The sequence below is a fragment of the Bradyrhizobium sp. LA6.8 genome (assembly GCF_040547935.1).
Lineage (GTDB): Bacteria > Pseudomonadota > Alphaproteobacteria > Rhizobiales > Xanthobacteraceae > Bradyrhizobium > Bradyrhizobium barranii.
In genome coordinates, this window is record NZ_JBEPQQ010000003.1 from 342824 (window position 1) to 356450 (window position 13627).

Annotated in this window: 11 protein-coding genes; 3 read left to right on the forward strand and 8 right to left on the reverse strand. The window is 65.6% G+C overall.

The window, feature by feature from the left end; all coding sequences use genetic code 11:
* Positions 1-91: 91 nt before the first annotated feature.
* Both mfd and ABIA90_RS15255 read right to left on the reverse strand, forming a co-directional pair.
* A complete protein-coding gene (gene mfd, locus ABIA90_RS15250) occupies positions 92-3610 on the reverse strand; it encodes a transcription-repair coupling factor (protein WP_354118181.1) in 3519 nt (1172 codons plus the stop codon).
* A complete protein-coding gene (locus ABIA90_RS15255) occupies positions 3607-3897 on the reverse strand; it encodes an FAD assembly factor SdhE (protein WP_028147879.1) in 291 nt (96 codons plus the stop codon). Before ABIA90_RS15255 ends, mfd begins: the two co-directional genes overlap by 4 nt.
* 185 nt (positions 3898-4082) lie before the next feature.
* Here ABIA90_RS15255 and recG point away from each other — a divergent pair, with 185 nt between their 5' ends.
* The gene (recG, locus tag ABIA90_RS15260; protein ID WP_354118180.1) at positions 4083-6191 is read left to right on the forward strand and encodes an ATP-dependent DNA helicase RecG; all 2109 of its coding nucleotides are present in this window, start codon (positions 4083-4085) and stop codon (positions 6189-6191) included.
* Here the strand turns inward: recG and panE are convergent.
* Positions 6188-7117, reverse strand: coding sequence for a 2-dehydropantoate 2-reductase (gene panE / locus ABIA90_RS15265; protein ID WP_354118377.1), 930 nt, complete (start codon positions 7115-7117; stop codon positions 6188-6190). The two genes, recG and panE, sit on opposite strands and share 4 nt — an antisense overlap.
* A gap of 229 nt (positions 7118-7346) precedes the next feature.
* Here panE and ABIA90_RS15270 point away from each other — a divergent pair, with 229 nt between their 5' ends.
* A complete protein-coding gene (locus ABIA90_RS15270) occupies positions 7347-7868 on the forward strand; it encodes a P-loop NTPase family protein (protein ID WP_085404732.1) in 522 nt (173 codons plus the stop codon).
* Between the two features lie 28 nt (positions 7869-7896).
* Here the strand turns inward: ABIA90_RS15270 and ABIA90_RS15275 are convergent, their stop codons facing one another.
* From ABIA90_RS15275 to glmS, 3 genes are all read right to left on the reverse strand, one after another.
* On the reverse strand, positions 7897-8754 hold the full coding sequence (locus tag ABIA90_RS15275) for an NAD(P)-dependent oxidoreductase (protein WP_038955477.1): 858 nt from the start codon (positions 8752-8754) through the stop codon (positions 7897-7899).
* A 105-nt stretch (positions 8755-8859) separates the two neighbouring features.
* Positions 8860-9630, reverse strand: coding sequence for a DUF502 domain-containing protein (locus ABIA90_RS15280; RefSeq protein ID WP_028147884.1), 771 nt, complete (start codon positions 9628-9630; stop codon positions 8860-8862).
* Positions 9631-9719: 89 nt separating this feature from the next.
* Positions 9720-11546 (reverse strand): glutamine--fructose-6-phosphate transaminase (isomerizing), encoded by a 1827-nt coding sequence (glmS, locus tag ABIA90_RS15285; RefSeq protein WP_208071273.1) that lies wholly within the window; start codon positions 11544-11546, stop codon positions 9720-9722.
* A 219-nt stretch (positions 11547-11765) separates the two neighbouring features.
* On the opposite strand from glmS, the gene ABIA90_RS15290 reads away from it, so the two are divergent.
* Positions 11766-11984: a hypothetical protein gene (locus tag ABIA90_RS15290; RefSeq protein ID WP_028158733.1), complete on the forward strand. Its 219-nt coding sequence runs from the start codon at positions 11766-11768 to the stop codon at positions 11982-11984.
* 9 nt (positions 11985-11993) lie between these two features.
* On the opposite strand, the gene ABIA90_RS15295 is transcribed toward ABIA90_RS15290, so the two are convergent.
* Positions 11994-12179: a hypothetical protein gene (locus tag ABIA90_RS15295; RefSeq protein ID WP_354118179.1), complete on the reverse strand. Its 186-nt coding sequence runs from the start codon at positions 12177-12179 to the stop codon at positions 11994-11996.
* Positions 12180-12191: 12 nt separating this feature from the next.
* Positions 12192-13559, reverse strand: coding sequence for a bifunctional UDP-N-acetylglucosamine diphosphorylase/glucosamine-1-phosphate N-acetyltransferase GlmU (glmU, locus tag ABIA90_RS15300; protein WP_354118376.1), 1368 nt, complete (start codon positions 13557-13559; stop codon positions 12192-12194).
* Positions 13560-13627 lie beyond the last annotated feature (68 nt).

Sequence of the window (13627 nt, forward strand, 5' to 3'; positions counted from 1 at the left end):
CGAATCGAACATGGCTGTCGTTCGATCATTCCGCAAGTGGCCATATGCCGCTGTTTTGTATCCAAGTACCGCTCGGTGGCGCTCGGAACAATTACGCCGCCTTCTTGCTCTGCGCGAGCTGTGCCAGCTGGCGCATGATCTCCGTGGTGCCGGCGAGCCGCTCTTCCGGCGTCTCCCAGTCTTGCAGGAACACCACCTTCATGTCGGGCCGCACCTTGGCGGCCTGGCCGTAGCTGCGGATGAACGACACCAGGCGGTCGGGATGGGCGAACGAATTATCGCGGAAGGCGATGACGGCACCCTTCGGGCCGGCGTCGATCTTTCCGACATTGGCCGTGCGGCAGAACGCCTTGATCGCGGCGACCTTGAACAGATAGCGCACCTCGTCGGGCAGCACGCCGAAACGGTCGCGCATCTCGGCGCCAAAGTTCTCGATCTCCTCCTCGGTGTCGAGATCGGCGAGCCGCCGGTACAGCGACAGCCGCACCGAGAGGTCGCCGACATAGTCTTCCGGAATGAGCACGGGCATGCCGATGGTGATCGAGGGCGACCAGCGGTCGGCGGCGGGCTCGGACACGCCGGCCTTGAGGTTGACGATCGCCTCCTCCAGCATCGACTGGTAGAGCTCGAAGCCGACTTCCTTGATGTGGCCGGACTGCTCCTCGCCGAGCAGGTTGCCGGCGCCGCGGATGTCGAGGTCGTGCGAGGCGAGCTGGAAGCCCGCGCCCAGCGTCTCCAGCGATTGCAACACGGTGAGCCGGCGCTCGGCCTGCGCGGTGATCTTCTGCTGCGCCGGCAGCGTGAACAGCGCGTAGGCCCGCAGCTTGGAGCGGCCGACGCGGCCGCGGAGCTGATACAGCTGCGCCAGGCCGAACATGTCGGCACGGTGCACGATCAGCGTGTTGGCGTTGGGAATGTCGAGGCCGGATTCCACGATCGTCGTGGACAGCAGGATGTCGAACTTGCCGTCGTAGAAGGCGGTCATGATGTCTTCGATCACTGCGGGCGGCATCTGGCCGTGCGCGACCGCGACCTTCATCTCCGGCACGTTCTTGTCGAGGAAGTCCTTGACCTCGGCGAGGTCGTCGATGCGCGGCACCACGTAGAACGCCTGGCCGCCGCGATAGCGTTCGCGCAGCAGCGCCTCGCGGATCATCAGCGGATCGTGCGGGGCGACGAAGGTGCGCACCGCGAGGCGGTCGACCGGGGGCGATGCGATGATCGAGAGCTCGCGGACGCCGGTCAACGCCAGTTGCAGCGTGCGCGGGATCGGCGTCGCCGACAGCGTCAGCACATGCACTTCGGAGCGAAGCGCCTTCAGCCGCTCCTTGTGGGTGACGCCAAAATGCTGCTCCTCGTCGACGATGACGAGGCCGAGATCGCGGAACTTGATCGCCTTGCCGAGCAGCGCGTGGGTGCCGACGACGATGTCGACCGAGCCGTCGGCAATGCCCTTCTTGACCAGGTTCAGCTCTTTGGTCGGGACCAGGCGCGAGGCCTGCGCCACATTCACTGGAAAGCCCTTGAAGCGGTCGGTGAAGGTCTTGTGGTGCTGGCGGGCGAGCAGCGTGGTCGGCACCACGACCGCGACCTGCTTGCCTTCGAGCGCGACGGCAAAGGCCGCGCGCAAGGCCACCTCGGTCTTGCCGAAGCCGACGTCGCCGCAGATCAGCCGGTCCATCGGACGGCCGAGCTCGAGGTCCTTCAGCGTCGATTCGATCGCGCCGAGCTGGTCCTCGGTCTCGTCATAGGGGAAGCGCGCGCAGAACTCGTCGTAAAGGCCCGGCTGCACCGGCAACCTCGGCGCCTCGTGCAAATGGCGAGCGGCGGCGATCTTGATCAGCTCGCCCGCGATCTCGCGGATGCGGTTCTTGAGCTTGGCCTTGCGGGTCTGCCAGCCGCTGCCGCCCAGACGATCCAGCTCGACCGCGGTCTGGTCGGAGCCGTAGCGCGACAGCAGCTCGATGTTCTCGACCGGCAGAAACAGTTTTGCGTCGGCGGCGTAATGCAGCTCAAGACAGTCATGCGGCGCGCCGGCGACGTCGAGGGTTTGCAAGCCGATGAAGCGGCCGATGCCGTGGTCGGCATGGACGACGATGTCGCCGGCGGTGAGGCTCGTCACCTCCGAGATGAAATTGTCGAGCTTGCGGCTGGCCTTGCGCGGCCGCACCAGGCGGTCGCCGAGGATGTCCTGCTCGCTGATCAGCGCGATCTCATCGGTCTCGAACCCGGCCTCCAGGCCGAGCACGGCGAGCATGGTCTCGTTGCGCGGGGTCGCCTGTACCGTCCGCCAGGCGTTGACGCTGGTGGTGTGGGTCAGCTTGTGGTCGCGCAGCATCGAGGTCATGCGGTCGCGCGATCCCTCGCTCCAGAGCGCGATCACGACCTTCTTGCGCTGGGCATGCAGTGCCATCACGTGGCTGACGACGGACTCGAACACGTTGACGGTGGCGTCATTGCGTTCGGGTGCGAAGTCGCGGCCCTTGCGCGCGCCGGCATCGACGATCGTCGCACCATCGGCCGGAACCGAAAACTGCGTCAGCCGCACCAGCGACATCTCGCTTTCGCGCCTGGTCCATTCCTCGTCGGTGAGATAGAGCCTGTCGGGCGGCAGCGGCTTGTAGATGGCACCGCCGCCGGGATGCTCCATCGCATCGCGGCGGGCTTCGTAGTAATCCTGGATCTGCTTGAAACGCTCACGAACGGCGTCCTCGGCCTGCGGCTCGATCGCGACGGCTGCGCCTTGCAGATAGTCGAACAGCGTGTCCATCCGGTCCTGGAACAGCGGCAGCCAATGCTCCATGCCGGGATGGCGGCGGCCCTCGCTGACGGCCTCGTACAGCGCGTCGTCGCGCTCGGGCGCGCCGAACTCGGCGACATAGCCCATGCGGAAGCGGCGGATGGTGTCGGTGACGAGCTGGAATTCCGAGATCGGCACGAGGTCGAGCGAGCGCATGTCGAGCATCGTGCGCTGGGTCTCGGCGTCGAAGGAGCGGATCGATTCCAGGCTGTCGCCGAAGAAGTCGAAGCGGACCGGCTGGTCGAGGCCGGCCGGAAACAGATCCAGGATACCGCCGCGCACGGCATATTCGCCGGGCTCGCGCACGGTCGAGGAGCGGTTGTAGCCGTTGTGCTCGAGCCAGGCGATGATGGTGTCCATCGGCACCACGTTGCCCGGCGCAACCGACAGCGCCTGCGCGGCAACGAGTTCGCGCGCAGGGACGCGCTGCACGATTGCGTTCACCGTGGTGAGCACGATCAGCGGCTTGTCGCTGCCGGTCAGTGGCGCAAGCCGCGCCAGTGTGGTCAGGCGCTGCGCCAGGATACCGCCATGCGGCGAGACGCGGTCGTAGGGCTGGCAGTCCCAGGCCGGGAAGGTCAGCACCGGCAAATCGGGCGCGAAGAATTGCAGCGCGCGTTCGAGCTGCTGCATTCGCCCGCCGTCGCGGCAGACCACGGCAAGGCTGACGGCCGGTTTCTTCGGCCGCGCCGCGATGGCGCGGGCGAGATCGGAGATGACGAGGCCCTCGGCGCCCTCGGCTACATTGGCAAGCGTCAGCGCGCGGCCGGGCGTAAGCAGCTCGGCCGGCGACTTCATCCCCTGTTTCATAAATCGCCGTCCGTAATCGGGAACGCCTTGATGCGGGCAAACAGCGCGCCGGTGACATCAGCTGGCAGCACCTTGTCACCGGTGATGGCGGCATAGAGATCGGGATCGGACTCTTCGAGCAGGGTCTCGAGCTCGGTCAGCTCGTCGTCGGACAGATTGCCGATCTCGGCATCCGCGAAGCGGCCCAGGATCAGGTCCATCTCGCGCGTGCCGCGGTGCCAGCAGCGGAACAGAAGCCGCTTGCGGCGATCGTCCAGCCCGTTGCTCGATCGTGTCGTTCCCGTCATGTCTCAGATCCAGTCAAACGCAGAAAGCCCGGACGTGCCGGGCCGGGGTGATATAGCCACTCGGACCGCCCCTGTCAGCCCTCGATTTGGCATGGCCCGCTGCCCGCGCGAGCGCCGCGAAAAAAGACGTGGATGCCCGCCATAAAGCCGGGCATGACGGGCCGAAACGATCCTAGATTCGCCTGATGCGCCCCAGCCTGCTCAATCCGCTGTTTGCTCCCGTGACCAGCCTGCCCGGCGTCGGTCCGAAGCAGGACAAGCTGCTGCAGTACCTGCTCAGCCGCAATGAGACGCCGCGCCTGGTTGACCTGCTGCTGCATTTGCCGAGCCAGGTCATCGACCGCCGCGCGCGGCCAAAGATCCGCGACGCCGTCCAGGGAACCATGGTGACGCTGGAGGTCACCGTCGATCGCCATCGCCCGCCGCCGCCGCGCAACGCCCGCGCGCCCTATCTCGTCTATGCCAGCGACGACACCGGCGACGTCGTGCTGACCTTCTTCCGCGCCAAGCCCGGCTATGTCGAAAAGCTGCTGCCGATGGGCGAGAAGCGCTACGTCTCGGGCACGCTGCAGATGTATGACGGCATCCCGCAGATTGTGCATCCCGACCGCGTGCTCGACGAGGAGGCGATCGCAAAACTCTCCGGGATTGATCCCGTCTATCCGCTGACCACGGGTCTGGCGCTCGGCTCGCTGCGACGCGCGGTCGCGCAAGCGCTGCAGAAGCTGCCGGCCCTGCCGGAATGGATCAGCCCGGAGGTGATGCGCCGCTGCAGTTTTCCGACGGTCACCGAGGCGCTCAGCCGCGTGCACCAGCCGGTCGAGCTGACAGACATCCTGCCCGAAAAACCCTACTGGTCGCGCCTCGCCTTCGACGAGCTCTTGGCCGGCCAGCTCGCGCTGGCCCTGATCCGCGCCCAATTGCGCCGCCCGGCCGGCGTCCGCAACGCTGGCGACGGTCACTTGCGCAACAAGATCATCGACGCCCTGCCCTATGCATTGACGTCGTCGCAGCGAGAAGCGACCGCCGCCATCGCCGAGGATCTGAAACAGCCCGTCCGCATGCTGCGCCTGCTTCAGGGCGACGTCGGCTCGGGCAAGACGGTGGTGGCGCTGCTGGCGGCCGCCGCCGTCGCCGAAGTCGGCAAGCAGGCCGCGCTGATGGCGCCGACGGAAATCCTGGCGCGGCAGCACATCAAGACCATTGCCCCGCTCGCGGAGCGCGCAGGGCTGCGCGTGGCCATCCTCACCGGCCGCGAGAAAGGCAAGGAGCGGCGCGAGCTGTTGGCGCAACTCGAAGCCGGCGAGATCAATCTCCTCGTCGGTACCCATGCGCTGATCCAGGACGACGTGATCTTCAGCGATCTCGCCCTGGCCGTCGTCGACGAGCAGCATCGTTTCGGCGTGCGCGAACGCCTCGCGCTGACCTCGAAGGGCGCCGCCGTCGACGTGCTGGTGCTGAGTGCGACGCCGATCCCGCGCACGCTGGTGCTGACCTATTTCGGCGACATGGACATCTCCGAGTTGCGCGAGAAGCCCGCCGGCCGCCAGCCGATCGAAACCCGCACCGTATCGATGAGCCGCCTCAATGAGGTCACGGACAGCATCGGCCGGGCCTTGGAGGCGGGCAAGCTGGTCTACTGGATCTGCCCGCTGGTCGAGGAATCCGAGGCCGAAGGCACCGAGCACCTGACCAATGCGACCAAACGCTTCGAGAGCTTGCAAAAGCGTTTCGGCGACCGCGTCGGCCTCGTCCACGGCCAGATGAAGGGCACCGAGAAGGACCGCGTGATGGGCCAGTTCGCCGCCCATGAGATCGGCCTTCTGGTTGCGACCACCGTGGTCGAGGTCGGCGTCGACGTGCCGGCCGCGACCATCATGGTGATCGAGAACGCCGAACGGTTTGGCCTTGCGCAGCTGCACCAGCTGCGCGGCCGCATCGGGCGCGGTTCGGAAGCCTCGACCTGCCTCCTTCTCTACTCGGAGCCGCTCGGCGAAATGTCGAAGGCACGCCTGAAGGTGATCCGCGAGACCACCGATGGCTTTCGCATCGCCGAGGAAGATTTGAAGCTGCGCGGCGAAGGCGACGTGCTGGGCGTGCGCCAGAGCGGCCTGCCCGGCTACCGCATCGCGCGCTCGGAGGTGCACGGCCAGCTCATCACCCAGGCTAGAGACGAGGCGCTGCGGATCCTGAAGGACGATCCGAAGCTGAAGGGCGAGCGCGGCGAGGCGCTGCGGTGCCTGCTGTATCTCTACGAGCGGGACGAGGCGATCCCGCTGATCGGAGCGGGTTAACCTGCCGCCCTTCGGCGCCCGACTTCGTAGGCCGCCACATGCGCGCGGGCCAGATCCAGCAGCGGTGTTTCGATGCCAAGCGTACGGGCTCGATTGGCCATATCGCCGAGGATGTGCTCAGCCTCGGTGATCGAGCCGCGCTCGATATCGCGCAGCATCGAAGCCTTGAGCGGCGAGTCCAGGGTGGTGAACAGTTTCCGGTCGAACTCGATGAACGGGGCGCGTGGCTCAAAACCCGACGCCGTTGCAACGGCACAGCATTCCGCGAACAGCCGGAAAATGGACTGCTCGCCGTTCGGCACCGCCAGGATGTCGCCGATACTTGCGCGCATCAGGCAAGTGATGCCAGCGAGCGTGCTGAGCTGGACGAACTTCTCCCACATGTCCTGCATGATCGCTTCGCTGGCGCGCACGTCGATGCCGGGGACATGGAGCAGTGTTTCCAGCGCGAGCGCACGCTCGCTCAGCGCCCCGTTGGTCTCGCCGAAGACGATGGTCTGATTGGCCATGAACTGAACGACACGACCATCCGCGTCGAGCCCGGCGCTGACGTTCGCCAGGCCGCCGAGGACGCGCGCAGCACCGAACTTCGCGGTCAGAGCGTCAATATGTTTCAATCCGTTGAGTATCGGCAGAATCATCGTGTTGGCGCCAACGGCCGGGGCAAGCTGGGCCATCGCATCGTCGAGCGAGTAGGATTTCACCCCGACCAGCACGACGTCGAACGTCTCCTTGAGATCGTTAGCCAGGACGATCTTCGGCTGCACGGCAAAGTCGCCATGCGGGCTCACGACCTGCAGTCCATTCCGCCGCAATTGCTCCGCCCGTCCGGGCCGCACCAGAAAGGTCACGTCGCCGCCGGCTCGGGCCAGGCGAGCTCCGTAATAGCCTCCAAGCGCGCCTGCGCCGATCACCAGCACTCTCATTCGAACTCCGATTGCATCCATCTGTCTCCGCAGAAACAATAGCAGACGGGGCGTGCGGCGTCTCCTCCCCGTCATTGCGAGCGCAGCGAAGCAATCCAGAATCTTCCCACGGAGACAGGCTGGATTGCTTCGCTGCGCTCGCAATGACGAAGTGGATAGAGCCGCTTCAGAAGACTCACCCTTTAGACTCACCCTTTCGCCGCGGTCGACTTTATGAAACCTTGCGCTCATGCGCAGGGTCATCGTCGTCGGTTCTCAGGGAAGCGGAAAGACGAGCCTCTCCCGAAGTCTCGGGCGGAAGCTTGGACTGCCCGTGGTGCATCTCGACGTGCTCTACTGGCGGCCGGGATGGAAGCCATCCGACAAGGCCAGCTTCCGTCTACGCGTCGCGGAGGAGATCGCGGGCGACGCATGGGTCATCGACGGCAGCTTCTCGGGGCTCGCCTTCGATCTCACGCTTGCGCGTGCCGACACCCTGGTCGTCATCGACCGCCCGCGCTGGCTCTGCCAGTGGCGCATTCTCTGGCGCTCCGCGTTCGATCGCGACACGACGCGACCCGATCTGCCCGAGGGATGTCCGGAACAGTTCGACTGGAAACTGATGAAGGAGGCGTGGCGCTACGACACCGAGCGCGTGCCCGTCATCGAGGCCGAGCGCCTTCAATATGGCCCCGATGTCCCGGTCGTGCGCCTGAGACGCGACCGGGACATCCAGGGTTTTCTGGAGTCGGTTTCAGTGCACGGCGAGTGATCCATCGCCGTGACTTCAGACTGGACGGTCAGGCCTTCTTCTGCGCGACACGCGCTGCGAACGCCTTCAGCAGTGCCGCATCCACCGCTTCGCCATTCGCGTCCGCGGCGAGGTGCTCGAACCAGCGTGCAAAGCCTTCGTAGATCTGGCTCGCCGGATGGTCGGGCCCGAGGAAACCCGAGATCTCCCGCATCTCCGCGACCCAGCGATAGGCCTTCGGGATCATGTCCGGCAGCGCGACTTCGAGCCGGGCCAGGACCGCGGGCTGGCTCAGCGCGAGCTCGTCGCGCAGCGCATCGGCCGCGCCCGCTTTCGTGGCCGCGACCACCATGGCCGAGCCGATGCCGGCCAGGCCCTTGACGATACCTGCATAGGACATCTTCAGCGCGGAGGCCGCGCCGACGGGTCCCTCGACAATCCGCACGTCGAGCCCGAGATCCTTCAGCACCGCGAGATCCCCAGCGTACTCGCCGGACAGGTAGAAAGCCGGGCTCTTGCCGCCGGGCTGCGGCGGGAAGCCGATGATGCCGCCATCGACGAACGGCGCCTGCGCCGAGCCGATGATCTCCTCGATTCTTTGCACGGTATCGACATTGACCGCGTTGCAGTCGACGACGATGGGCTTCTTCTCGCGCCGGACGATCAGCGCCGCCAGGCGTTCGGCCAAAGCCACGGCTTCGCCCGGCGGCACGATCGAAAGGATGATGTCGGCCTCCGCGATCGCGTCGTCCTCGGCGCCGATCATGCCGGCGTCAGCGGCGCGCTTTTGCGTCGCCTCGCTACGCCCCTTCAACGACGTCAGCACGCGCGCACCGTTTTCGCCGAGGCGGCGGGCTACGGCGCTGCCCATGGCGCCGGGCGCGAGAATCGCAATGGTCTTCGTCATCATGCACTCCAGGTCGAATTCCGAGCGAGGCGCTCAATTCAACCGGAAGACTAGCAGAGGACGAAAGTGCTTGCGTGAATGCGGCCATCCGAAACGGGAATGGCCCTACTCCACCTTCGCGGGCTGGGGCTGGAGCGCGGACGCGTTGGCAATGCGCGCGGCGTTCGCCATGCCCGCGAGCGCGGCGGCCTTCTTCGGGTCGGGCGCCGAGCCCGGCTGCACAACGCCGGCCGACATGATCAGCGTCGCGGCATCCTCGGTGCTCATGTCGACCTCGACGATCTTGCTCTTGGGCACGTAGAAGAAGAAGCCTGTGGTCGGGTTCGGCGAGCACGGCAGGAACACCGAGACGTGCTCCTCCTGCCCCGGCAGGCTGCGCGCGACCTCTTCATTCGGCGACTGCGAGATCAGCACGATCGACCACATCCCCGGCGACGGAAACTCGACCAGGCCGACTTTGCGGAAGCTCGAGCCCTTGCCCGAGAACAGCGTCTCGAACACCTGCTTCAGGCCGCGATAGATGGCGCGCACCGCCGGAATCCGGCCGAGGAAGGTCTCGCCGATATCGACCAGCGTCCGGCCGATCAGGTTGGCCGCGAGGAAGCCGACCAGCGTCAGCGTGAAGAATGCGACAATCAGTCCCCAACCTGGAACGACATACGGCAGATAGGTTTCGGGCCGGTAGGCCAGCGGCACGAACGGCCGCACCACGCCGTCAACCCAGGTGACGAACCACCAGACCAGATACAGCGTAATGGCAATTGGCCCCGTCACGACGAGGCCGGTCAGAAAATAATTGCGGAAGCGGCCCATCAGGCCGGTATGCGGTTCCGGGATGGGATCAAGCGGCGCAGGCGCGTCGTCGCGGGGGGTCATTCGGGTTCCAGGTCGGTCGCTGCACTCAAGCTAGGGTCTTCTAGCAGGTTTTGGAAGACTACCTAGCGTTCCGGCCTGATCCCTTCTGCCTATTCCACGGTCACCGATTTCGCGAGGTTGCGCGGCTGGTCGACGTCGGTGCCCATGATAACCGCCGTATGATAGGCGAGCAGCTGCACGGGGACGGCATAGACCATCGGCGTGAACGCGGCCGCCATGTCGGGCATGACGATGGTGACGAGGGACTCGACGGTCGCCTCCTCCGCGCCCTTTGCGTCCGTCATCAGGATGATCCTGCCGCCGCGGGCGGCAACCTCCTGCATGTTGGAGACGGTCTTTTCGAACACGCGGTCATAGGGCGCGATGACGACGACCGGCATGGTCTCGTCGATCAGCGCGATCGGCCCGTGCTTCAGCTCGCCGGCGGCATAGCCCTCGGCATGGATATAGGAGATCTCCTTCAGCTTCAGCGCGCCTTCGAGCGCGAGCGGAAAGCTGGTGCCGCGGCCGAGATAGAGCACGTCGCGCGATTTGGCGATCTCACGAGCCAGCTTCTCGATCTGGAGCTCGGTGGTGAGCGCGTCCGACATCAGGCGCGGGATCTCGACGAGGCCATGAACGAGTTTGGTCTCGTCCTCGTCGGACAATTCGCCGCGAGCCTTGCCGGCCGCGATCGCAAGGTTTGCCAGCACCATGAGCTGGCAGGTGAAGGCCTTGGTCGAGGCGACGCCGATCTCGGGACCGGCCAGCGTCTGCAGCACGGTCTCGCTCTCGCGCGCGATCGTCGAGGTCGGCACGTTGACGACGGCCACCGTGTGCACGCCCTCGGCCTTGGCATAACGCAGCGCGGCCAGCGTGTCGGCGGTCTCGCCCGACTGTGAGATGAAGATGGCGAGATCGCCCTTGCGCAACGGCGCCTCGCGGTAGCGGAATTCGGAGGCGACATCGACCTCGACCGGCACGCGCGCAAAGCGTTCGAACCAGTATTTGGCGACGAAGCCGGCGTAGCTCGCGGTGCCGCAGGCGGTGATGTTGATGCGCTGGATGCTCTTGAAGTCGAAGGGCAGCTTGACCGGCAGCGAGACGCGCTCGGTCGCCATGTCGACATAGCGCGCCAGCGTGTGGCCGACCACTTCCGGCTGCTCGTGAATTTCCTTCGCCATGAAGTGGCGGTAATTGGCCTTGTCGACCAGCGAGGTCGAGGCGGCGTGCTTGATCTTCTCGCGCTGGACGGCGTGGCCGTCCTTGTCGAAGACCGTGGCGCCCTTGCGCGTCAGCACGACCCAGTCGCCGTCTTCGAGATAGCTGATCGTGTCGGTAAACGGGCCGAGCGCGATGGCGTCGGAGCCGAGATACATCTCGCCGTCGCCATATCCGATCGCGAGCGGCGGGCCGTTGCGGGCGCCGATCATGAGGTCGTCGTCACCGGCGAAGATGAAGCCGAGCGCGAAGGCGCCGCGTAGCCGCGCCAGCGTCAGCTTCACCGCTTCCACGGGCTTGTTGCCGCGCGTGAGCAGATCGTCCACGAGATGCAGCACGATCTCGGTGTCGGTCTCGGTGTGGAACACCGTGCCCTTCTTCTCGAGCTCCTCGCGCAGCTCGCGGAAATTCTCGATGATGCCGTTGTGGACCACGGCAACGCGTTCGGTCGCGTGCGGATGGGCATTGTTGACGGTCGGCTTGCCGTGGGTGGCCCAGCGGGTGTGGCCGATGCCGGTTGTGCCTTTGAGCGGCTCGGCTTCGAGACGCTTCTCCAGGTTCTTCAGCTTGCCCTCGGCGCGGCGGCGCTCGAGATGCTTGCCTTCGAGCGTGGCGACGCCCGCGGAGTCGTAGCCGCGATATTCAAGACGTTTGAGCGAATCCACCAATTGCTCTGCAACCGGCGTGCGCCCGAGAATGCCGACAATCCCGCACATGCGGATCAATATCCCCCAAATCGTCGAAAAATCGCCTAAACGATCCGCTCGGTCTTTAGCGAAGTTCCTAAGGAACCAGATACTCAATAATTATTGCTGATTGAGACAGCACCGTTTCGCATCCGGCTTCGACTGCGTCGAATTGGCCGGCCTTAAACCGCGCGCATTAACTTGTTGTCAATAAGTTTGACCAACGATTCCCGGCCAGGGAGTAAGGTCATGAAAAGCTCGTCCGGCCGCAAAGGCCTGTCATCGATGTATGCCCACGCCAGCGAGACCACTGGCACGCACCTTGCGCATTGGCCGCCGCCCCAGCGCGGCAAGGAAAGCAAGCCCGTCTTCGTCAAGCACGCTGCCGGTGAGCCGGCCAAGCGCGCCAAGCCGCGCGGCTGGCGCCTGACGCGCGCGATCTTCTCGGAATTCTCCGACGACGAATAGCGGCGCGCCTTACCACCCCAGCGTCACGGCCCAGACGAGGGAAATGAGGAGCGCCCAGAACGCCAGCCCGATGACGAGGGCCAAAATCTCGGGCGGATCGTACTCGTTCACTTCCCGCAGCAGCCGTCGCCCCATCCCCGTGACGAATGTGTCGATCAGAAAACTGAAGAGATCGCGCACAAAGCGAGAGGACACCGCGATTGGCGCTCAGTTCTCCGGCTTCTTTTCCGGCTTCTTGCCGCCGGTCTTCATCTCTCGATAGCGCGCGGCGCCGCCTTCCCTGATGGTCTGCTGGTTGCGCTCCAGCGCCATGGCGTCGTCGGGCACATCGCGCGTGATCACCGAGCCGGAGCCGATATAGGCGCCGTTGCCGATCTTCACGGGCGCGACGAGAGAGGAGTTGGTGCCGACGAAGGCGCCCTGCCCGATGATCGTCTTGTGCTTCTTGAAGCCGTCGTAGTTGCAGGTGATGGTGCCGGCGCCGATGTTGGAATTGGCGCCGACGGTGGCATCGCCAATGTACGAGAGATGGTTGACCTTGACGCCGGCCTCCAGCGTCGCGGCCTTGGTCTCGACGAAATTGCCGATGCGCGCGCCGTCGCCGAGCGAGGTGCCGGGTCGCAGCCGCGCATAGGGGCCGATCGAGACGTTCTTGCCGAGCGTGGTCTGCACGATATGCGAGAAGGAATGGATCACCGTGCCGTCGGCGATCGACACGCCCGGACCGATCACAACGAACGGCTCGATGGTGACGTCATTGCCGAACACGGTGTCGGCGGACAAATAAACGGTCTCGGGCGCGATCAGCGTGACGCCTGATTCCATCGCCGCTTTGCGCAAGCGCGCCTGCATCACGCCTTCGGCCTCTGCGAGCTGCGCCTTGGTGTTGATGCCGCGCACCTCGTCCTCGCTGGTCTCGATCACGACGGCCTCCCATCCCTGTTCACGAACGACGCCGACCGCGTCGGTCAGATAATATTCGCCCTTCGAATTCGCATTGCCGATCTTGTCGAGGATCGCGAGTGCACGGCGCCCGTCGATCGCCATCAGGCCGGCATTGCACAGATCGATCTTGCGCTCTTCCGCGCTGGCATCGGCATGCTCGCGGATCGCGACCAGACGGTCGCCCTCGACGATGAAGCGGCCATAGCCGGTGGGATCGGCGGCGCGAAAGCCGAGCGCGGCGATTGCTGCGCCCTTCGCGAGCGGCGCGCGCAGCCGCGCAAAGGTCTCGGCCGAGATCAGCGGCGTGTCGCCGAAGGCAATCAGCAGATCGTCGGCGCCCCGCGCAATCGCCTCGCGCGCCGCCAGCACCGCATGCGCGGTGCCGAGCCGTTCTGCCTGCACGAAGGTGAGCGCATCGGGACGGATGCGCTTCGCCTCGTCCGCGACCGCCTGATGGTCGGGGCCGATCACGACGGCGAGCGAGGTGCCGGTTCCCTTCGGTGTAGCGGCGAGCACGTGCGCGAGCAGGCTCTGGTGGGCGACCGGATGCAGCACTTTCGGTAGGTTCGATCGCATGCGCGTGCCTTCGCCGGCGGCGAGCACGATCGTGAGGCTGGAACGGGCGGTCATCGAAATCCTGTCAAACATGGCCGAATCAACGGGCGGCGCCAGGCCGATGCCGTCATGAGCTGTCGCCT

Coding starts and splice junctions, on each gene's coding strand:
- mfd (WP_354118181.1), bottom strand. CDS start 3,610: ATGAAACAGGGGATGAAGTCGCCGGCCGAGCTGCTTACGCCCGGCCGC.
- ABIA90_RS15255 (WP_028147879.1), bottom strand. CDS start 3,897: ATGACGGGAACGACACGATCGAGCAACGGGCTGGACGATCGCCGCAAG.
- recG (WP_354118180.1), top strand. CDS start 4,083: ATGCGCCCCAGCCTGCTCAATCCGCTGTTTGCTCCCGTGACCAGCCTG.
- panE (WP_354118377.1), bottom strand. CDS start 7,117: ATGAGAGTGCTGGTGATCGGCGCAGGCGCGCTTGGAGGCTATTACGGA.
- ABIA90_RS15270 (WP_085404732.1), top strand. CDS start 7,347: ATGCGCAGGGTCATCGTCGTCGGTTCTCAGGGAAGCGGAAAGACGAGC.
- ABIA90_RS15275 (WP_038955477.1), bottom strand. CDS start 8,754: ATGACGAAGACCATTGCGATTCTCGCGCCCGGCGCCATGGGCAGCGCC.
- ABIA90_RS15280 (WP_028147884.1), bottom strand. CDS start 9,630: ATGACCCCCCGCGACGACGCGCCTGCGCCGCTTGATCCCATCCCGGAA.
- glmS (WP_208071273.1), bottom strand. CDS start 11,546: ATGTGCGGGATTGTCGGCATTCTCGGGCGCACGCCGGTTGCAGAGCAA.
- ABIA90_RS15290 (WP_028158733.1), top strand. CDS start 11,766: ATGAAAAGCTCGTCCGGCCGCAAAGGCCTGTCATCGATGTATGCCCAC.
- glmU (WP_354118376.1), bottom strand. CDS start 13,559: ATGACCGCCCGTTCCAGCCTCACGATCGTGCTCGCCGCCGGCGAAGGC.